Origin of the sequence: Bacillus sp. AY2-1 (assembly GCF_008368965.1) — a bacterium.
Classification (GTDB): domain Bacteria; phylum Bacillota; class Bacilli; order Bacillales; family Bacillaceae_G; genus Bacillus_A; species Bacillus_A thuringiensis_S.
The window spans coordinates 38,061-59,349 of the sequence record NZ_QPEL01000061.1 but is presented as its reverse complement, the minus strand read 5'-3'; the positions used below and the strand labels follow the sequence as shown (position 1 = coordinate 59,349).

Below are 21,289 nucleotides of genomic sequence, written 5' to 3'. Positions count from 1 at the left end.
GAGAAAGCAGAATATGTCAGTTTGTACATTCTATTATTAGGGGGAGAATTTGTATGAAAAAGACAGTTGCTTCGTTAGCAGTTATGGCGGCATTATTACCGACATTTTCAGCACATGCGGAAGGGAAAGAGCAAGTTCGAAAATCAGCTACAACTTTTAATGTTATTAGTGACATTCAAGGTGATTTAGGAGATTTTGATCACGTATTAAAAGATATGAACAAAGTGACGCCACTTTCTAGAGCGCTTATTATGAATGGGGATATAACGCCGACTGGACAACAGTCACAATATGATGATGTAAAGCGTGTGTTAAATAAAAATAAGCATCCAGAAAATGTATGGTCTACTGTTGGGAATCATGAGTTTTATGCTGGTAAATGGACAGCAGATGGGAAACTCTCTCAAAGTACATGGCCAAATGGTGTAACTGAGGAAACTTTATTTAACCGCTATCTGAAATTTAGTGGACAAGAAAAGGTATATCATAAAAAAGAACTAGATGGCTATCCACTTTTATTTTTAGGAACTGAAAAATATATGAAATACCACGATTCAAAAATGTGGGATGAAGTATATATGAGTGATGAGCAATTAGGTTGGTTAAAACAAAATTTAGAAGAGTATAGTCAAAAAGATAAAAATAAACCAATCTTTATTTTCTCTCATCACGTTTTACCTGATACAGTATCTGGATCAAGACAATCACCATATTTACAAGATTATTTAAACGTGGATAAATTGTACGATATATTAAAAGACTATCCGCAGGTTGTTTTCTTCACGAGTCATACGCATTGGGATTTAAACTTACCTGACTGGGCTGGTAAAAAGAAAATTAAAGGCGGAGATGAAAAAGGTTTCACTGTTGTAAATACGGGCGGGATTGAAACAGGCTGGATGTCAGCAGGACCAAATGGAGGAGAGAAAACTGCTCCAGATGGCTATTCATTTAAACAAGGGTTACAAGTGAAAGCATATGGTAACGATGTAATTGTGACAGCTTACGATTACAAACGTGATAAGGATATAAAGAAGTTATTAATTAGTGATTCAAAAATTGCGCAGATGGCACCAAATGTAGCGGCAGATGATAGTAAAAATATAATTGTCGGTGCAACTGAATATATGGAGTATTCTATAGAAGGAACGAATGAGTGGCATACGTATAGTAAAGCAAACCCTCCGAAATTTGATGGGGATAAAGTGGTATATGTACGCCATAAAGGTGAAATGAATTTAGAGCCGGGATTAACACAGTTACTTCGTTTTTCGATAAATAAGTGATTGGAGGGAGTCTGCATTTGAATGTGTGGGCTCTTTTTTTGTTGATGAGAAAGGGGTTGCCTGTCTGTCGTTTTTTGTCGATAGATTGATATATTAAGAAAATCGTTGATATATTGCAAGTTACGATAGATATATTTGAAAAATCGTTGATATATTGTAAGGAATGAACGATATATTTAAAAAATCGTTGATATAAATTTCATGTACCGTAATTAAGTTAAAATCATTAATACGGTTTTACTTATCAAAACGAAATTCTAATACATTTTTAACCCAGAAAGATGACTTCACCATTTTTACGTGTAATAATAGTAACGTTACATATATTGTGAAAGAAGTACAAAAGGAGCGTTACAATGAATTTAGCTAAATTCCCGAGAAAAAAATATACAGAATCATATACACCAATTGAAAAGTTAAACAACTTTTCTGAAGCACTTGGTGGGCCGACTATTTATTTTAAACGAGATGATTTACTTGGTTTAACAGCTGGTGGTAATAAGACGAGAAAGTTAGAGTTTCTAGTTGCGGATGCAGAGGCAAAAGGTGCAGATACGTTAATTACAGCTGGTGGTATTCAGTCAAACCATTGCCGTCTAACACTGGCAGCTGCGGTAAAAGAAAAAATGAAATGTATCCTTGTATTAGAAGAAGGGCTTGAACCAGAAGAGAAGCCAGACTTTAACGGAAACTATTTCTTATATCATTTACTAGGTGCTGAAAATGTAATTGTTGTACCAAACGGGGCAGATCTTATGGAAGAGATGCATAAAGTAGCGAAAGAAGTTAGTGAAAAAGGTAATACACCATATGTCATACCAGTTGGTGGATCAAATCCTACTGGTGCAATGGGATACGTTGCTTGTGCGCAAGAAATTATGGCACAATCATTTGACCAAGGAATTGATTTCAGTACAGTCGTTTGCGTAAGCGGTAGCGCTGGTATGCACGCTGGTTTAATTACTGGTTTTGCTGGAACACAAAGCCACATTCCTGTAATTGGAATCAACGTAAGTAGAGGAAAAGCTGAGCAAGAAGAGAAAGTAGCAAAACTTGTAGATGAAACTTCAGCACACGTTGGTATTCCAAACTTTATCCCGCGTGACGCTGTTACGTGCTTTGATGAATATGTAGGGCCAGGATATGCGTTACCAACGCCGGAAATGGTAGAGGCAGTTCAGTTACTTGCGAAAACAGAAGGTATTTTACTTGATCCAGTGTATACAGGTAAAGCGGTAGCGGGATTAATCGACTTAATTAAAAAAGGTACATTTAATAAAGAAGACAACATTTTATTCGTACATTCAGGTGGTTCACCAGCTTTATATGCGAATACGTCTTTATTTGCGTAAGTGTAAAAGCATTGGGTATCCAATGCTTTTTTGTTATATACTGGAATTATTGAGAGGTAGGAGGATGATATGAATTCAAATTTAAAATGGATTATATACAGTACTCGGCATTTCTATTCTATTAATCTTATTTGCGGCTTATGGGGTGTATTCTTATTTTGCATTTTAAAAGCGTAATGGAAGTGAACCATAATGTAATGTATGTTATAGTTTGATATGTTAATTACTTACAATAATTTCTACAAGGAGAATACATAATGAGAGCAAAGAAACTAGTAACGTTAGCAGTTCCATTTATGCTGTTAGTCGGATGCGAGGCAGGAGATAAAGATTCTACTCATAAGACTGAGCAAACTAGTAAAGCAATAACGAAAACAGTACTTTCCGAACAACAGTATCCGTACTACATATGTGAGCAAGTGGTAGAGTTCCAATTTAAGAAGGATGAACTATTACTAAACTTAGGAGAATCCTTAAAGGACAAAGAAAAAGCAAAAGCTGTTTTAAAAACATCAAACGAGATAGATAAAATTTTAGACAATATGGAACACATAAAAGTACCTGATACATACAAAGACATTCACAAATCCATACAAGAAGGGGTAACAGAGGCAAGAAAAGCAACGAAGTTAATTAAGGATGCTGGTAAAGAAGATAAACAGAAGGTTCAAGAAGCTACAATGAAAGGTACTGAATTTTTATCAGGTGTAGACGGAGAGCATTGGAAAAAAGCAATTTATGAGTTATCGCAGGAAAACAAAGATGCTTATAGTAAGGCACTTGATAAGAAAGTAAAGGAGCACTCAAAGTAAAACAGTAACTTATAACAATACATATCCACCTAAAATTTCCGCGAATGCTATGCTAGGAAGTTAGGTGGGAGATTACTGTCCTTAAATGTGGTTGATTAAAGCTACAGCCACATTCTCCTGTTCTAATTAACTAAAAGAAGAACTTCCCCATCCCGATTAGACTACTGATCATTCCTATTCCACTCATGGTGCCTTTTCCTGCTGTAAATAAGTTTCCAAGCATTCCTAGCTGACCGTTACCTCCGTTATTTCCCCATCCCATTGGGGCCCACGGACTACCCCATCCTGGAGGGTTTCCAAAAACACCCGAGTTATTGGTATTGATATGAAAAGGCTTAGCTGGCGGCGATAATAAAGCGGCAAGATGACCTTGTGCGAACATCCCTGTATGATTGAATGGTTGGGCCCAGGGGAAGGGAGGTTTTTGAAAATTAAAACCTGCATGACCTGGTAATGGAGGCCAATTAGTAGGGTGACCTTGTGGCATTATCCCTGCATAATTGATTGGTTCCCCCCAAGAGAAGGGAGGGGGTTGGGGAGTGAATCCCGTATAATTGGCTGATGAATCCCAACTAACTGGATAGACTCGGTAACTCCAATTCTCAGGAATCTTCAAATCATTCATTACCTCAGATTTAGTTATTTCGGGCTGTGAATATAATGAAATTTGGTTAGTATATTGTTCCCCGTTTCCCTTTGAATTCAAATACCAATATTGGTGCATACGCTTATTCTCCTCACTTTAAAAATGTAATGTTAGACTTAGCCTATGTAATATTCCTTTTTATGGATGGTTACATAACTAGATCTACAAGCCTGTATTTAAAGGAATGGGTGTGTGGCCTTGTTGATTTAAAGTTTCACTTTATTTTAGAAGGGTATTTTCAGTCGCTTCTTTTATATATTTCAGCCTAATTTAAATTCCGTTAACAAACGTTTTTATAAAGGTTTAATCAACAAAAAGATTTTAAAATGTTATGTTGGGCAAGTGGAATTGCTAAAAAGAGAATATCCATTCGAAGAGTTTGGCAAAATACTGCAAGGGTAATGTTTTCTTGTGCAAATATGTAAACGATTTAAACGAATCAATGAAATTTATAATGAAGGGGCAATTAAATATATGAGTGAAACATTACATAAAAGAAAACCACCATATTTAATGCTTGTAATCCTTTTTATTGGGGCATTTGTTTCATTTCTAAATAACTCCCTTTTAAATGTAGCCTTGCCATCAATAATGAAAGATTTAGACATTCAAGATTATTCAACGATCCAGTGGCTTTCTACAGGGTATATGCTTGTAAGTGGTATATTAATTCCGGCATCAGCGTTTTTAATAACACGTTTCTCGAATAGAAGCCTATTTATTACATCTATGGTGATTTTTATTCTTGGTACTGCCTTAGCGGCTGTAGCGCCGAATTTTGGTTTATTACTTACTGGTCGGATGGTTCAAGCGGCAGGCTCTTCAGTTATGGGGCCTTTGTTAATGAATATTATGCTAGTAAGCTTTCCAAGAGAAAAAAGGGGAACAGCAATGGGGATTTTTGGACTAGTTATGATTACAGCTCCAGCAATTGGACCGACACTATCAGGTTATATTGTAGAGTATTATGACTGGCGTTTGCTTTTTGAAATGATTTTACCGTTAGCAATCATTAGCTTACTGTTAGGGATTTGGAAATCTGAGAATGTCATGAAACAAAACAAAAATGCAAAACTTGATTATCTCTCATTACTATTATCTTCTGTCGGTTTTGGCGGTTTGTTATATGGATTCAGTTCTGCAAGCTCCGATGGTTGGACAAATAAAGTTGTCTTAACAACCTTAATCATAGGCGCTATTGCCCTAATTGCTTTTATTATCCGTCAATTAAAAATGGATGAGCCGTTATTGGATTTACGTGTTTACAAGTACCCAATGTTTGCACTTGCGTCTGTAATTGCAATTGTCAACGCAGTGGCCATGTTTTCGGGGATGATTTTAACACCAGCTTATGTACAAAACGTCCGCGGTATTTCGCCGCTGAGCTCTGGGCTGATGATGCTTCCAGGTGCGGTAATAATGGGGATTATGTCACCAATTACAGGTAAACTATTTGATAAATATGGCCCTCGGATTCTTGGTATAGTAGGACTTTCCATTACAGCCGTTTCAACTTATATGCTGGCAAATCTGCAACTCGATTCTAGTCACACACATATTATTCTTATTTACACATTGCGGATGTTTGGGATGGCGATGGTGATGATGCCACTTATGACAAATGGCCTCAATCAATTGCCAACGCGCTTAAATCCGCACGGTACAGCTGTTAATAATACAGCTCAACAAGTGTCCGGTTCGATTGGTACTGCTATTCTTGTTACGATTATGAACTCTGTAACAAAAACAAAAGCTGAAAGTTTAATGTCTGATATAGATCCAACAACCTTCACAGAGGCTACGAAGGCAATAGTAACTCAGAAGGCTTTATTATCCGGAATTCAATATTCATTCTATGTAGCGCTTGGCATGAATGTTGTTGCACTACTATTAGTTTTTTTCGTTAAACGTGTAGATACAAGTGCGGAAGCTGTCGAGAAGTTAAATCGGTAGAGAAGAATAAAACGCTAGATAATGATTCCTACAAGTTTTTTTGCTGCTAAGGCGCCGATATTTAAAGCTGGAAAAGAGCTGAAAGAAGCAGTGAAATAATTATATATAGTGAAAGAGGACCTGACGTTCATATCAGGTCCTCTTTCATTAGTAACACGGTATACTTGCTTATCGTATTGGTTTAACTAAACTACTGATTTTTCGAATACTACAATCTTAAGCTCGTCAACTTCTCTATTTTGGGGTGTTTTAGAAGAAAATAAATCAAAATGATCGTTTTATAAACAAATGCAAGAGATGAGATCCGTTTGCAAATTCTCATAAACATTATAATTTTAGCTTATCTTTTAACACCAATATTAAAAGGATCCAATTATATTTATTCGCTTCATTTTAATTTAGTATTTTTCTACAATTTATAAATCTAATTGCCAAGCTTATACGCAATATCATAATCATGAATAGTTAGGGAAAAGATAAAATAAGGTAATCAATTACATATCTGTATCCCAGGCAATTAGTTGCTATTTCCTCTTTATTAAATGGGATATGCTATTTCATGCTTTTTTGAAAGGGTGTTTTAAATGGAAAAAAAAGTATCTGCCATTCCCCAGCCGAAAACATATGGACCGCTGGGTAATCTCCCATTAATCGATAAAGATAAACCGACTCTATCGTTTATTAAGCTGGCGGAAGAGTATGGTCCCATTTTTCGAATTCAAACTTTAAGTGATGCCATAATTGTCGTTTCTGGACATGAACTGGTAGCAGAAGTTTGTGACGAAACGCGGTTCGATAAAAGCATAGAGGGTGCTTTGGCAAAGGTTCGTGCCTTTGCTGGAGACGGATTATTTACTAGCGAGACTCACGAGCCTAACTGGAAAAAAGCTCATAATATTTTGATGCCTACATTTAGCCAACGGGCAATGAAAGATTACCATGCCATGATGGTCGATCTTGCTGTACAACTCGTTCAAAAATGGGCACGGCTTAATCCGAATGAAGACGTAGATGTTCCGGAGGATATGACTCGCCTTACGTTAGATACAATTGGTCTATGTGGTTTTAATTACCGATTTAATAGCTTTTATCGTGAGACCCCTCATCCTTTTATCACTAGCATGAGCCGTGCTCTAGATGAGGCAATGCACCAATTGCAGCGGCTGGATATAGAAGACAAACTCATGTGGAGAACGAAACGTCAATTTCAGCATGATATCCAATCTATGTTTTCTTTAGTAGATAATATTATTGCTGAACGTAAAAGTAGTGGAGATCAGGAAGAAAATGATTTACTTTCCCGTATGTTAAATGTACAGGATCCGGAAACTGGTGAAAAATTAGATGATGAAAACATTCGTTTCCAAATTATCACTTTTTTAATAGCTGGGCATGAGACAACAAGTGGATTGTTATCTTTTGCAATTTACTTTTTATTAAAGAATCCGGATAAGTTAAAAAAAGCCTATGAAGAAGTAGACCGTATTTTGACAGATCCTACTCCAACATACCAACAAGTTATGAAACTGAAGTATATACGGATGATTTTAAATGAATCGCTACGTCTATGGCCTACCGCTCCAGCATTCAGTCTCTATGCAAAAGAAGATACAGTGATTGGCGGGAAATACCCAATTAAGAAAGGAGAAGATCGTATTTCTGTTCTTATTCCACAGCTGCATAGGGATAAAGATGCATGGGGAGACAATGTGGAAGAATTCCAACCTGAACGATTTGAAGAGCTGGATAAGGTTCCTCATCATGCTTATAAGCCATTTGGAAATGGCCAGAGAGCATGTATCGGTATGCAATTTGCACTTCATGAAGCCACTCTTGTAATGGGAATGCTTCTTCAACATTTTGAATTAATCGATTATCAAAACTATCAGCTGGACGTAAAACAAACATTAACGCTAAAGCCCGGTGATTTTAAGATTAGGATTCTACCCCGAAAACAAACTATTAGTCATCCTACTGTTCTTGCACCTACAGAGGACAAGCTGAAAAACCATGAAATTAAGCAGCACGTTCAGAAGACACCTTCTATTATTGGGGCTGATAATCTTTCACTTCTTGTTCTGTACGGCTCGGATACAGGTGTAGCAGAAGGTATTGCAAGAGAATTAGCAGATACAGCTAGTTTAGAAGGGGTTCAAACGGAAGTGGTAGCTCTTAACGATCGAATTGGAAGTCTACCGAAAGAAGGAGCGGTTCTTATTGTAACTTCTTCTTATAATGGAAAACCGCCAAGTAATGCAGGACAGTTTGTGCAATGGTTGGAGGAACTAAAACCAGATGAGCTAAAAGGTGTTCAATACGCAGTTTTTGGTTGTGGAGATCATAATTGGGCTAGTACCTATCAACGGATTCCAAGATACATTGATGAGCAGATGGCTCAAAAAGGAGCAACAAGGTTTTCTAAACGCGGAGAAGCAGATGCAAGTGGTGATTTTGAGGAACAGCTCGAGCAATGGAAACAAGGCATGTGGTCTGATGCGATGAAGGCATTTGGATTGGAATTTAACAAAAATATGGAGAAAGAGCGTAGTACTTTGAGTCTGCAATTTGTCAGTCGTCTTGGAGGATCTCCTCTTGCACGAACATATGAAGCAGTTTATGCAACTATACTAGAAAATCGTGAACTCCAATCATCCAGCAGCGATAGAAGTACACGACATATCGAGGTATCCTTGCCAGAAGGCGCTACATATCAAGAAGGAGACCACCTTGGAGTGCTGCCAATTAATAGCGAGAAGAATGTTAATCGAATTTTAAAACGCTTTGGATTAAACGGAAAGGATCAAGTCATACTGAGTGCAAGTGGACGAAGTATAAATCACATACCTTTAGACAGTCCTGTTAGTTTATTGGACCTTCTTAGTTATAGTGTCGAAGTTCAAGAAGCAGCCACTCGTGCACAAATACGAGAAATGGTAACATTCACAGCATGCCCTCCTCATAAAAAAGAATTGGAAGCATTATTAGAAGAAGGGGTCTATCATGAACAAATACTAAAGAAACGTATTTCAATGTTGGATCTTCTTGAAAAGTATGAGGCTTGTGAAATCCGATTTGAACGCTTTTTAGAACTGCTTCCTGCGCTCAAACCGCGTTACTATTCTATTTCAAGCTCTCCACTTGTTGCACAGAATCGTCTGAGCATTACGGTTGGTGTTGTTAATGCGCCTGCATGGAGTGGAGAAGGGACATATGAAGGAGTCGCTTCTAATTATTTAGCTCAGCGTCATAATAAAGATGAGATTATTTGTTTCATTCGAACGCCACAATCAAACTTTGAATTACCTAAAGATCCAGAAACACCAATTATTATGGTTGGGCCAGGTACTGGAATTGCACCATTCCGTGGATTCTTGCAAGCGCGTCGTGTTCAAAAGCAAAAAGGTATTAATTTAGGACAAGCGCATCTATATTTTGGTTGTCGTCATCCTGAAAAAGATTATCTCTATCGTACAGAACTAGAAAATGATGAAAGAGATGGATTAATCTCTTTACACACAGCTTTTTCTCGTCTAGAGGGACATCCCAAAACATATGTACAGCATTTAATAAAACAAGATAGTATCAATTTAATTTCGTTATTAGATAATGGAGCTCATCTTTATATATGTGGTGATGGCAGTAAAATGGCTCCGGATGTAGAAGATACCCTTTGTCAAGCATATCAAGAAATTCATGAAGTCAGTGAACAAGAAGCAAGGAATTGGTTGGATCGTGTGCAAGATGAAGGGCGATATGGAAAAGATGTTTGGGCTGGTATATGAATGTTTCTTAATTAGATACGTAGTAACTAATGAACTTCTTTCGAATAAATTTCACTTTATTAGTATCGTGTATTTAGCTGAATAATGATTAACCGGACTATTTAGTATCTACTAAATAAAAAACAAGACCTGATATGCATCTATCAGGTCCTGTTTCACATAGACATTATACATGGATATTTTCCACACATTATCAATGTTTGTAATGTAGTTAGCCTTGTGGGTCAGCTATAAAATCAGATATTATTTTTTCAATATCGAAAGGAGTAATCCCTTTATCCAAAGTGAAAATAGTTTCTGCTTCTTCGATGTCTTGAACGAGTTCACCTCTAGCTTCAATATGTAATCGGAACAAGTCATATAAATTCGGTTTAACTAAATTAGTTAAAGCCTTTCCAACTAGTATCATACCTTTTTGATTAGCCTCGATGGTATTATCATAAGTTAGATCTCTTGTAAGAGATAAATCTGTCCAAATCAATTTTCGTTCCTTTAAGTCTAAGATAACTGGAATAGAGATTTGGGTGTCGGCAGTAATATCCACTTTATCTTGAACAGTAGAAGGTTCAAATATTTCACCTGAACCAGGATATTGACGAACCATCCAACCAGTAAAGCATTCTGGTAAATCTTTATATGGTTGGTCTGTGTAAGAAAGCAAAGTCATGACTACATAGCGTCCACCATATTTCAGCACAGACGGAATATCGAAATCAATGAATTCAGATGCCCCCTTTGGTGCAGAAGTAATGTCTCCGCTATGGTAGGCTTTGAAATTTTTTGAACGTAAGTTCGTGAAGGATACATGTTCTTTGTATTGCCAATCTTCGTCGTACATTGCAGCAGACAAATCAATGTCAACGCGTCCTGTATGTTGTCCATTCACATAGCCTTCTTTCCACCATAGGAAAAAACGAATCGTATCTCCTTCTGGCAAATCTACTTTACTTCCTCGAGATAATGTGCGAAGCGCTTTGCTGGCTGAACGTTGAGAGAAGGGGACTAAGTGATTTTTTAACTGTTCATCCAAAAATACTTTTCCGAGACTTGGAAGTTTTGCGAAGCGATTTTTTAAAGTATCTTCACACATTTTTACAATCATTAAACAAATATCCTCTGAGATAAATGGAAGTGTATTTTCAATACCTATAGCTTTTGCTACATTTCCCTTTGGAAAAAAGGTACGAAATTCATTTTTATCATTTCGATGCTTAAAATGAGCTGTGAGTTGAAGTAATACAGGAGTAGAAACGTCTCCTATTATACTTAGAAACTCTTCGAGAATATGGAAAACATCTGTTGACTTATCACTACATAAACGGATTAAATGATCCAAGCGTCTGGCAAATTCCCCAGGGCGAGTTTTTAAAAGATTTTTCGCTGTCATGATATCACGATTCAACAAAGCTGCTTCTATTTTTCCATTAAATGTTTCAACTTTAATGTTGTTGCGAAGAATCTCAAATGCTCGGTGGGTTTTTGGGAAACGAGTATGATATTCTGCTGGATGAAGAATTTCACCTAGACGAATCCAACGTTTTTTGTATCGAAGCATATCTTCGGTAATGTTTCCGCATTGCTCTAACAATCCTAAAAGGAAGCGTCTTTCTGCTCGGTTAAACTTCTTGAATCGAACGGAAGATGCTAAACTCACATCGCCTTCAGATAAAGCAACTGCAAGGCGAAGAACATCAGTTGCTGTTTTAAAATACTTTGCAGCAGCATCGGCTGATATTTTTCTATTTATTAATAAAACTCCAATTATAAAAGACATATTTTCCTTATGAGGAATTACATTAGGTAGAAAACAGGAAACATCTTCAGTGTGTGTAATAGCCCATTCTACATCTGTCTTATCAGTTGAGGAAATAGAGCTGTTTGCACTAATCAATTGAGAAATCATTTGATTGAAATCTTCTTCACTTCCTAAGTTAATAACTTTCAAATCAACGCTATCTAAAAGAGGAAGTCGTTCTTCTACTTTTGATACAGGTAGGCGCAACGTCACATAATGAATAATAGCATTAATGTATAAATCAGCGTCACTTAAATCCATCATTTGTTGCGGAAAGTTTGGATACATAGGAGCAAACTGAATATGTGCACCAACCATTTCTTTTAAATGTTTTACCAACTCTTTGTAAAACGATGTGAATGTATCAACCGAAAGTGTTTGCAACTCTTCTATTAAAGGCTCGGAAAAAGTAAATCCTAAACTTTCCAAGTTTTTTAAAACAGTGGCTAAATAAATGTTCGGTAGTTTATTTTCTTCTCTTTTTATAATTACTTTCAAACTTCTTCTTATGTAAATAGAATTTTTCATGAGAACGCCAGCTATTCACTCCTTATAAAAGAGGGGAATAGTCTGACTGTCCTCCTTTCAGTGGTAGATTTTTATTTTTACATGCATAAACACACTAATTATAGAGAAATGCACTGAGGGTACATAGCTATTTTTTAGTGGAAAATTAGGGGTATAACATTTAGTTGTTAAGTGGTAATTTGTTAATTAAGAAAAGAAAACCTCTACATCAATGGTTGATAAACTAAAGTTTATTCAATCCCAAAGAAGAAAGAGGTTTTATAGTCTAATTATTTTCATAGGAAATTGACAACTCTAAAACAATTTGAAATTTCTGGAAAAGAAGGAAGAATTGTCATAGCCTATGTGTTTAGCAGGAAAGTAACATCCCTATTTCGCCAAAGAAGTTAGAAGGAAGGAACGTCATAGCCTGCTTTATTAGTATATTCTCTTGCGAAGAGCAATTCAAGTATACTGTCTGATTTTTTATATTTTTCTTAAAGGGGAATTTTCATGTTTATCCCGCATTAACGGGTAGCCCGATTGGTGAGTGGGATTAAAGTTTCACTTTATAAATAGGGAGACCATCACATGCCCTTTTTATAATACTATTACGGGAGGATTTTTATTTTTGATATATTATACTATTTATTTAATGGTATAATATGGTATTGGTTCTATGGAATGGAGTTGAATGAGTATTATAAATACAAAAGGTGAAATTAAAAAAACAAAAAGAAAAGTATTACTAACTATAATTACTATGTTAGTAATTATAATTGGGTTTGGATATTGGAAATTTTTTAGTTTGCAAGGTGTTCCAAAAGGGGAATTAATTCGAACAGTGAAATCTCCAGATGGAAAATATCTCATCAAGACTTATTTTCATAATGCAGGATCATTAAGTGCGGATGCTGTTAGGGGTGAATTAGTTAACCTTGATACAGATTCAGAGAAAAATATATATTGGAATTATCCAGATACCGATCCATATATTGAATGGGTAAATAAGAATATTGTTAGAATTGGAGATCAAACTTTAGATATTTCACAGAAAGAAACCTATGATTGGCGTGATGATGATAAGCACGTTAAAGAAATGCCTAAACAGTTTAGTAGATAAAGCAAGAAAATTTAAATTTATTTAATCTTATTCGTTTAACTATAGATAGGATTATATGAGTGAAAAAGTCCATTTAGATCTTCTAAATGGACTTTTTTAGGTTTCTAGATACGACTACTGATAAAAATGGAACAAACTTGTTACTTAAGTTGTCTATTAAGTATACGTATAAAACAGGTGTTCATGATAATTCGCTCATTTTATCCCGCTATTTACCCGTAAAAGCCCGATTGGTGAGGGCTTCTTGCATTTCACTTTATGAAAAGTGAGATGCAAGAAGAGTGATATCCGATAGACTTTTTCATTGTGTCGGTATGTATAACACCTAGAAAAACTATATATTCTTGAAAGAGGTTGAAAATGTATGATAGTCTTAAACAAGTTTTTTAACATTTTACATTACAAAAAGATGGTACCTGTAGTATTTCTTTCATGTGCAACGCTTATAGGCTGTTCCGATGGTAATACTCAATCTGAATCACTTAAACAAACGAAACAAACAAATCAAATCAAACAAGAAACTACTGGTAATGATTCTTTTGCTAAACTTGAAAAAGAATTTGATGCTAAACTTGGTATTTATGCATTGGACACTGATACGAATCAAACCGTTACGTATCAATCAGATAAACGGTTTGCATACGCATCTACCCACAAAGCTTTAGCTGTGGGAGTACTTTTACAAAAGAAATCAATAGAAGATCTAAATCAAAGAGTTTTGTATACTCGTGAAGATCTTGTTAATTACAATCCAATTACAGAAAAGTATGTTGATAGGGGGATGACTCTGAAAGAGCTTGCAGATGCTTCCCTTCGATATAGTGATAATACTGCACAAAATCTTATTCTTAAACAATTAGGTGGACCTAGCGAATTCAAAAAATCACTGAGAGAAATAGGAGATACCGTTACAAATCCTGAACGTTTTGAACCAGAGTTAAACGAAGTGCATCCAGGAGACGTACATGATACTAGTACCCCAAAGGCATTAGCTACTAGTCTTCAGGCTTTTGCGTTAGGAGATGTACTTTCAACTGAGAAACGGGATTTATTAATAGATTGGATGAAAAGGAATACTACCGGAGACAACTTAATTCGTGCTGGAGTTCCAGGAGGATGGGAAGTAGCTGATAAGACGGGCTCGGGATCTTATGGAACCAGAAATGATATCGCAATTATTTGGCCACCAAATAAAAAGCCAATTGTTCTTGCGATACTTTCTAATCATGATAAAGAGGATGCTAAATACGATGATAAGCTTATTGCAGAAGCAACCAAAATAGCGCTGGGTGTCTTAAAAGCTAAAAATAAATAATAATAGTATTAGTTATTGAAATTTTCCTGTTTTTCCGTCACAATACTGTGACGGTCTTTTTGTGTATTTTACAAAGAATCGTCTTAATTAAAGAAAAAAAGATAGAAACTATCTCTAGTAAGTTTATTAATTAAGTAACAACAAATATATGCTTTATTGTATACTTATTGCATTTAATGTGGAGGAATAATATGGAGTCAAAAATTCTTATTGTTGATGATGATAAAGAGATTAGAAATCTTATCTCTGTATATCTAGAAAATGAAGGCCTAAAAACTCAAAAGGCAGAAGATGCTATACAAGCTTTACAACTGTTAGAAGAAAAGGAATTTGATTTGGTTATTTTAGATATTATGATGCCGAATATGGATGGCATTGAAGCATGTATGAAAATTAGGGAAGATCGCAATATGCCTATCATTATGCTATCTGCAAAATCTGAGGATATAGACAAAATTCAGGGCCTAGCCTCTGGTGCAGACGATTATTTATCAAAACCGTTTAACCCATTAGAATTAATCGCTAGAGTGAAATCCCAATTAAGAAGATTTAAAAAATACAATACGTCCGTAGAACATAATAAAAGCATTCTAGAAATTGGTGACTTAACCGTAAATACAGATACACGTCAAGTATGGGTAAGAGGAAAAGAAACAAGGTTAACTCCAAAAGAGTTTGCTATTCTCGAACTACTTGCCCGCAACAAAGGGATTGTCCTGAGTGTAGCAAAAATATATGAAGCAGTTTGGAAAGAGGTTTTTTATAAATCAGACAATACCGTCATGGTGCATATTACAAAAATAAGAGACAAAATTGAAGAGGATTCTAAACATCCCATTTACATTAAAACTGTTTGGGGAATTGGGTATAAAATATGAAGAATGTTAGTTTCAGAAATAAGATCATTATAAAACTTCTTGGTGCTGTTGCAATTAGTTTTTTTATTTCATTTGGTTTAACAATCCTCATTTTGGCATACGTCATAGATCCATTATTTATAAAACACGAAGAATTTGGTATGTTTGAATTCAATGTCGCAATGTTGTTCTTATTCGCGTTCGCAATCTTTACCTTTATTATACTTTTTTTGATATTGGTTCGAAAGAAAATAGTATATTTGAAGCTTATTTCTGATAACGTGAATGATATTGCCAATGGAAAACTAGGTCTAATAATTGGGATTAAGGGGAAGGACGAATTGACCCAACTTGCTAAAAATATCAACTATATGTCTAAGGAATTGGAAAATACATTTGAACAAGAAAGACGATTAGAACGTACAAAAAATGAACTCATAACTAACGTATCTCATGACTTACGCACACCGTTGACATCTATTATTGGTTATTTAGATTTATTAAAAAGAGGGCAATACAACAATAACACACAATTACAGGAATACCTTGAAACCACTTATTCAAAGTCACAGAGACTGAAATATTTAATTGATGAGCTGTTTGAATATACTCGTTTATCAGGCATAGATGCTAAGTTAAATCTTAATGAAGTTGATTTATCAGGTCTGTTGGAGCAAATAGTTGGAGAATACATTCCTATATTTGAAAAGGAAAGTTTAATCGTTCAAAAATCAATTACACAAGAAATAATACCTATCTTCATAGATGCAGAAAAAATGGTACGTGTATATGAAAATCTGTTTATGAATGCGATAAAGTACAGCATGAAACCATCCCAATTATTCATATGTCTTGAATTAATGGATAACAAAGCAATTTTAAAAGTATCAAATAAAGTCGAGAGACCGCCTGTTAGCGATCCAAATAAATTGTTTGAAAGGTTTTTCAGGGGTGATAAGGCAAGAAAAAATAATCAAGGAAATGGACTGGGACTTGCTATCTCAAAAAGAATTGTTGAACTTCATGATGGTAATATACATGCAGAATATGAAGATGGCTGGATGTCCTTTATTGTTGAACATCCAATCAAATAGACCGGCTTATGGAATTACAGGTTCCATAAGCTTTTTTTATAAAACTTAAGAATTCTTAAGGATTTTACAGGGTGTTTCCTAATTTTCATAGTTTATCATGGGTGTATTCAAAGTGATGAGGTGAGCAAAGAAGAAAAAAGGAAAGACTTCATTGTAGCTTTAGGGTGAATGCAACATGAGTATTTTATTAGTAGTAAACAAACGTAGTAGCTTATTGTAATGAAATAAAAAATGTAGGAGGATATAAATGATAAAGCCAGTTGTAGATGTAAAAAACATTCAAAAATTGTACGGTAAAAAAGGTGAGAATCAATCACATGCATTAAAAGGTGTATCATTCTCAATTCAAGAGGGGGAGTTTGTCGGTATTATGGGGCCTTCTGGTTCTGGTAAAACAACATTATTAAATGTAATTTCAACGTTAGATAAAGCGACAGGCGGCATTGTTGAAATTGCAGGAACGGATATTACGAGAATGAAGCAAGGTGAACTTTCTGATTTTCGTTCACAAAAGTTAGGGTTCATTTTCCAAGACTTTAACTTATTAGAAAATTTATCTATCTATGAAAATATCGCAATCCCACTTTCACTTCAAGGTGTTTCATCTCGTAATATTGGAAAGAAAGTAGAAAAAGTAGCTGATATGTTAGGTATTACAGCTATACTTCAAAAATATCCTTCTGAAGTATCTGGTGGACAAAAGCAACGTTCTGCAGCAGCACGTGCGTTAGTTCATGAACCAGCAATTATTTTGGGAGACGAGCCGACTGGAGCTCTAGATTCTAAAAATGCAACGAGTTTACTTAATGCCATGACAAGCTTAAATAAAGAGCAAGGTGTATCCATTATGATGGTTACGCATGATCCTTATAGCGCAAGTTACTGTCAGCGTATTTTATTCATTCAAGATGGTGAGTTATATAAAGAAATTCATCGCGGTGGTACCCGTGAAGAATTCTATAAAGAAATTTTAGACGTGCTTGCAAACTTAGGCACACAAAAAGCGTAAGGAAGGAAGTTCAATCATGTTATTTAAGCTTTCTATGTCAGGCCTAAAAAGTAAGTTGCAAGATTACATTGTTTTACTTGTTGGTCTTATTGTCTCTATTTCAACTTTTTATATGTTTCAAACGCTAGCATCCAATAAAACGTTCCTTGAATCTAACTCTTCTATTAGGGATATTGTGGCTGTCTTTAAAATTGGTTCCTTTTTGTTAGCGGTTATCACATTTTTTTATATTTTATATGCAAACTCTTTCTTATCAGCTCTTCGTCAAAAAGAATTTGGTATGTATATGATGTTAGGAGCAAAAAAGCATAAAGTTACATTACTTATGTTTATCGAAACAATCGTATTAGGCGCTGCGTCTCTTGCGATTGGTATTACAGTTGGTGTAGGACTTGCAGAAGGAATCGGTCAGTTATTAATGAAACAACTCGAGTTTGCTGGTGAAGGTTATAAAGCATTTTATCTGCCATCAATAGCTACTACTTGCGTCTTCTTCTTTGCACTATTTGTATTATCTGCAATTATGAATAGTATTAAATTATCGCGTATTTCTGTACTGCAACTTGTACATGCAGATGCACAAACAGAACGTGTTGCCATAAAAGGAAAAATGACAGTTGTAATTGCATTCCTTGGTATTCTTTTATTAGGTATTGGTTATGCATCACTGATCTATATGTCATATGCAAATCCGCTAATTGCTTTGGGATTAATGGCCGTCGGATTAATCTCAGCAACCGTTGGTACTTACCTTATATTTGGATCCCTTCTTCCAGTTATGATTAACAAGCTAAAGAGTAATAAAAAACGTAGTGAAAAAGGCCTCAATGCTTTTACTTTTGCACAATTAAATTTCCGCATTAATAGTCTAACAAATGTGCTTGCAACAGTAGCAATTTTAGTGGCTCTTGGTGCTGGTGGAATTGCTTGTGGTATGGCATTTAAAAACAACATTATAAACATGACAGATCAAATGCGAATTTACGATTCAGTCATTCATAATCCAACTGCGGAAGAAAAGACAATTTTGGGTGGTATCTTATTTCAAGAAAAATTTGAATACCATTACAAAGTTGATGATAGGTATGTTTATTATCTTAAAGAAGATGTAGAAAAAAATCGTCCTTTCTTGCAAGGTATGAAAATAGAGAAAGTTTCAGAGGAAATACCAATTGGTGCATTTTCAATAAAATGGGTTAAAGGAGAGATCGACACAAAACAATGGATTCAGGCTTTCAGAACGATCCAGCCAAATTATATGTATCCTGATTATGAAATCAAAATTGTAGAACAAAACATATACGATGGGTTGAAGGGTAAAGAAAGTACTGTATTTATAGGGAAAACAGATGATTTTGGATCATACATAAAAGAATGGAAAAAACTTGATGAATTACAGATAGCAAAATATAAAAATGTGAAAGCGGAAGAATTGGATAGTAAGTATCAAAAATATATTACGAGTCATGATTTTTCCAGCGGACTAATGTTTATGGGCTTTTTCGTTGGAGTTGCATTTTTAGCAATGATGGCAAGTTGCTTAATGTTTAAAGTTCTGTCGGGAGCATCAAAAGATGTAGCACGTTATCAAATGCTTCGTAAAATTGGTGTTCGCCGAGAATTATTAACAAAATCAATCTATAAAGAGTTATTCTTCATATTCTTATTCCCAGCAATTGTGGGGATTACTCACATATTAGTTGGTATGAACATGTTTGGATCGCTTTTAATCGATCCGTACTTTCGTATTTGGTTACCACTTGTTATTTTTGTAGTAATTTACTCGATTTATTACTTGATTACAGTTCAATTATATAAAGGGATTGTACTCCCGAAAAAAGATTAATGTAATGATGTTATTTATACGAAGTATAGACATAATCGGACCTCGTGTTATTGATTATTTTGAATGGGTACAAGAAATTTAGAAATAATAGGTGGACTAGCACTACGGTCCATAAACTATTTATTTTAGATTTTAAATTAAAAATTTATCTTTTATCTAAGAAGGGGCGCGGCAACGATTACTACTTTTAGGGGCCATTGGCAAGTTTTATTTAATAGGATTAATTTGTATGAGTTTTCTTTAAAGCTTGTAATGCTATAATCTCATAAGTTAAAGTTTCACCCTGAAAATCTATTATTTATAATGAGTAGCCCGAAAGAGAAAGGATTGTTGCCGTGTCCTATCACCATCAAGCAAGGTTGATAGGTATGCGTCACTACGCCATATAGTAAAAATAAAGGCTCAAAAACGGCTTTTGTCGATTTAAAAGCTGCACGGATTTGTTTAATTTTATGAAAAAAAGTAAGAATCACCAATATAATTGGCGGTTCTTACTTTTTTTTACATACATATTATTAGCATGATAGCATTAAAAATTTTTGTACGGAGAGAGAGGTTTCTATATGCTCTATGATGAAAATATAAGTTTAACAGGACGTATTGTATCGCCTGGTGAAGCGCAATATGATTCAGCACGTCAAGCGTTCAACACATTTTTTAATAGATTCCCTTTTGTTATTGTCTTTGCACAAAATACTCAAGACGTTGTGAATGCAGTACGATGGTCGTTACATAATAACGTACCTATCCGAGTACGTTCAGGAGGGCACAATTATGAAGGCTTGTCAGTTTTAGATGGTGGTATTGTAATTGATGTCAGTGAGATAAATCAAATAAAAATAGATCCAACATCAAAAACTGTTACAGTAGGAGCTGGTTGTAAAAATCTCCATCTAGCTGAGCTTCTTGGGAAAGAGGGATTAGCTATTCCTAATGGGGTCTGTCCTAAACCAGCTATCGCAGGAATAGCGCTAGGTGGTGGGCAAGGTATTCTTTCTCGACCATTAGGACTACTACTTGATCATGTCGTAGAAATAGAAATGGTTGATGCTAACGGCTGTGTATTGCAGGTTAATGATCAGGAGCATCCTGATCTATTTTGGGCTTTACGTGGTGGAGGCGGAAGTTTCGGTATTTGTACATCTTTTCGCTTTCGTACTCAGGAAATTAAGACTGTTGGTTTTGTTGAAGTTAGTTGGAGGCATCAAGATTTAAAAGCCGTTATACAGGAATGGCAAAAGTATACTCTACCTACTTCTGATAAACGCTTTACTCCTACATTATTATTGTCTTCAGAAAAGACAGCTCCTGTGTTGATGCATGGGATTTTTCATGGATCAGTTACAGACTTACAGAAATTGATACAACCACTTCTCAAAATTGGATCACCTATAAAGGTAGACATAAAAGAACTCTCTTATTTAGAAGCTATAACGTTAATATCCAATCATCAGCCTACAACTCCTTTTCCATTTAAAAGCGTAGCACCTTTTATGGATTCTTTATTACCTGAAGAAGGTATTGCTACGATTCAACATTTTATGAGTCAATCTCCACCTAATTCTACTGTTTCTATATTTTTTCAGGGCTTAGGGGGGACTGTTTCTGCAGTACCCGAGGAAGCAACTGCTTATTTTTATCGAAAAGCTCTAATGAATATGGTGTTATTTTCCACTTGGGACAAACCTGAGGGAGCTGCACAAGGGATTCGTTGGGTAGAAGCTTTTCGTCACGCGTTAATTCCTTTTACGAAAGGTGTCTATGTTAACACACCTGACCTCTCAATGAAAGATTGGTCGGATTTATATTATGGTGAAAACTTTAAACGATTGACTCAAGTGAAAGCTAAATACGATCCAGAAGATATTTTCAATTTTCCACAAAGCATTCCACCTGTTTATAAAAAATAGAA

Annotated in this window: 14 protein-coding genes; 12 read left to right on the top strand and 2 right to left on the bottom strand. The window is 35.3% G+C overall.

Going from position 1 to position 21,289, the window contains the following annotated elements:
- Nucleotides 1-53: 53 nt before the first annotated feature.
- The 3 genes from DN403_RS15420 to DN403_RS15410 all read left to right on the top strand — a co-directional run bounded on the left by DN403_RS15420 (nt 54) and on the right by DN403_RS15410 (nt 3,450).
- On the top strand, nt 54-1,286 hold the full coding sequence (locus DN403_RS15420) for a DUF4073 domain-containing protein (protein ID WP_000754274.1): 1,233 nt from the start codon (nt 54-56) through the stop codon (nt 1,284-1,286).
- Nucleotides 1,287-1,642: 356 nt separating this feature from the next.
- Nucleotides 1,643-2,638: a D-cysteate sulfo-lyase gene (cuyA, locus tag DN403_RS15415; RefSeq protein ID WP_001046576.1), complete on the top strand. Its 996-nt coding sequence runs from the start codon at nt 1,643-1,645 to the stop codon at nt 2,636-2,638.
- Nucleotides 2,639-2,895: 257 nt separating this feature from the next.
- Nucleotides 2,896-3,450 carry a hypothetical protein gene (locus tag DN403_RS15410; RefSeq protein WP_001201794.1) on the top strand — a complete coding sequence of 185 codons (555 nt, stop codon included), beginning with the start codon at nt 2,896-2,898 and terminating at the stop codon, nt 3,448-3,450.
- Nucleotides 3,451-3,580: 130 nt separating this feature from the next.
- Here the strand turns inward: DN403_RS15410 and DN403_RS15405 are convergent, their stop codons facing one another.
- Nucleotides 3,581-4,174, bottom strand: a complete 594-nt coding sequence (locus DN403_RS15405; RefSeq protein ID WP_000554429.1) for a hypothetical protein — start codon at nt 4,172-4,174, stop codon at nt 3,581-3,583.
- Nucleotides 4,175-4,570: 396 nt separating this feature from the next.
- Between DN403_RS15405 and DN403_RS15400 the strand changes: the two genes are divergently transcribed.
- Nucleotides 4,571-6,049, top strand: a complete 1,479-nt coding sequence (locus tag DN403_RS15400) for a DHA2 family efflux MFS transporter permease subunit (RefSeq protein WP_137073838.1) — start codon at nt 4,571-4,573, stop codon at nt 6,047-6,049.
- A 584-nt stretch (nt 6,050-6,633) separates the two neighbouring features.
- A complete protein-coding gene (cypD, locus tag DN403_RS15395; RefSeq protein WP_016077483.1) occupies nt 6,634-9,831 on the top strand; it encodes a bifunctional P-450/NADPH--P450 reductase in 3,198 nt (1,065 codons plus the stop codon).
- Between the two features lie 211 nt (nt 9,832-10,042).
- Here the strand turns inward: cypD and DN403_RS15390 are convergent, their stop codons facing one another.
- Nucleotides 10,043-12,154 carry a TerD family protein gene (locus DN403_RS15390; protein ID WP_033668790.1) on the bottom strand — a complete coding sequence of 704 codons (2,112 nt, stop codon included), beginning with the start codon at nt 12,152-12,154 and terminating at the stop codon, nt 10,043-10,045.
- Nucleotides 12,155-12,827: 673 nt separating this feature from the next.
- Between DN403_RS15390 and DN403_RS15385 the strand changes: the two genes are divergently transcribed.
- From DN403_RS15385 to DN403_RS15345, 7 genes are all read left to right on the top strand, one after another.
- On the top strand, nt 12,828-13,256 hold the full coding sequence (locus tag DN403_RS15385; protein ID WP_000022536.1) for a DUF5412 domain-containing protein: 429 nt from the start codon (nt 12,828-12,830) through the stop codon (nt 13,254-13,256).
- Nucleotides 13,257-13,620: 364 nt separating this feature from the next.
- Nucleotides 13,621-14,571: a class A beta-lactamase gene (gene bla / locus DN403_RS15375; protein ID WP_000636466.1), complete on the top strand. Its 951-nt coding sequence runs from the start codon at nt 13,621-13,623 to the stop codon at nt 14,569-14,571.
- A 191-nt stretch (nt 14,572-14,762) separates the two neighbouring features.
- On the top strand, nt 14,763-15,449 hold the full coding sequence (locus tag DN403_RS15370) for a response regulator transcription factor (RefSeq protein ID WP_000444082.1): 687 nt from the start codon (nt 14,763-14,765) through the stop codon (nt 15,447-15,449).
- On the top strand, nt 15,446-16,522 hold the full coding sequence (locus DN403_RS15365; protein ID WP_086397829.1) for a sensor histidine kinase: 1,077 nt from the start codon (nt 15,446-15,448) through the stop codon (nt 16,520-16,522). Before DN403_RS15370 ends, DN403_RS15365 begins: the two co-directional genes overlap by 4 nt.
- Before the next feature lie 247 nt (nt 16,523-16,769).
- The gene (locus DN403_RS15360; protein WP_086397830.1) at nt 16,770-17,531 is read left to right on the top strand and encodes an ABC transporter ATP-binding protein; all 762 of its coding nucleotides are present in this window, start codon (nt 16,770-16,772) and stop codon (nt 17,529-17,531) included.
- Nucleotides 17,532-17,547: 16 nt separating this feature from the next.
- On the top strand, nt 17,548-19,377 hold the full coding sequence (locus DN403_RS15355; RefSeq protein ID WP_086397831.1) for an FtsX-like permease family protein: 1,830 nt from the start codon (nt 17,548-17,550) through the stop codon (nt 19,375-19,377).
- Between the two features lie 563 nt (nt 19,378-19,940).
- A complete protein-coding gene (locus tag DN403_RS15345; RefSeq protein ID WP_000964999.1) occupies nt 19,941-21,287 on the top strand; it encodes an FAD-binding oxidoreductase in 1,347 nt (448 codons plus the stop codon).
- The last annotated feature ends 2 nt before the right edge of the window (nt 21,288-21,289 follow it).

What these genes read in the sequence shown, in the direction of transcription:
- DN403_RS15420 (WP_000754274.1), top strand. Translation starts at nt 54, where the DNA reads ATGAAAAAGACAGTTGCTTCGTTAGCAGTTATGGCGGCATTATTACCG.
- cuyA (WP_001046576.1), top strand. Translation starts at nt 1,643, where the DNA reads ATGAATTTAGCTAAATTCCCGAGAAAAAAATATACAGAATCATATACA.
- DN403_RS15410 (WP_001201794.1), top strand. Translation starts at nt 2,896, where the DNA reads ATGAGAGCAAAGAAACTAGTAACGTTAGCAGTTCCATTTATGCTGTTA.
- DN403_RS15405 (WP_000554429.1), bottom strand. Translation starts at nt 4,174, where the DNA reads ATGCACCAATATTGGTATTTGAATTCAAAGGGAAACGGGGAACAATAT.
- DN403_RS15400 (WP_137073838.1), top strand. Translation starts at nt 4,571, where the DNA reads ATGAGTGAAACATTACATAAAAGAAAACCACCATATTTAATGCTTGTA.
- cypD (WP_016077483.1), top strand. Translation starts at nt 6,634, where the DNA reads ATGGAAAAAAAAGTATCTGCCATTCCCCAGCCGAAAACATATGGACCG.
- DN403_RS15390 (WP_033668790.1), bottom strand. Translation starts at nt 12,154, where the DNA reads ATGAAAAATTCTATTTACATAAGAAGAAGTTTGAAAGTAATTATAAAA.
- DN403_RS15385 (WP_000022536.1), top strand. Translation starts at nt 12,828, where the DNA reads ATGAGTATTATAAATACAAAAGGTGAAATTAAAAAAACAAAAAGAAAA.
- bla (WP_000636466.1), top strand. Translation starts at nt 13,621, where the DNA reads ATGATAGTCTTAAACAAGTTTTTTAACATTTTACATTACAAAAAGATG.
- DN403_RS15370 (WP_000444082.1), top strand. Translation starts at nt 14,763, where the DNA reads ATGGAGTCAAAAATTCTTATTGTTGATGATGATAAAGAGATTAGAAAT.
- DN403_RS15365 (WP_086397829.1), top strand. Translation starts at nt 15,446, where the DNA reads ATGAAGAATGTTAGTTTCAGAAATAAGATCATTATAAAACTTCTTGGT.
- DN403_RS15360 (WP_086397830.1), top strand. Translation starts at nt 16,770, where the DNA reads ATGATAAAGCCAGTTGTAGATGTAAAAAACATTCAAAAATTGTACGGT.
- DN403_RS15355 (WP_086397831.1), top strand. Translation starts at nt 17,548, where the DNA reads ATGTTATTTAAGCTTTCTATGTCAGGCCTAAAAAGTAAGTTGCAAGAT.
- DN403_RS15345 (WP_000964999.1), top strand. Translation starts at nt 19,941, where the DNA reads ATGCTCTATGATGAAAATATAAGTTTAACAGGACGTATTGTATCGCCT.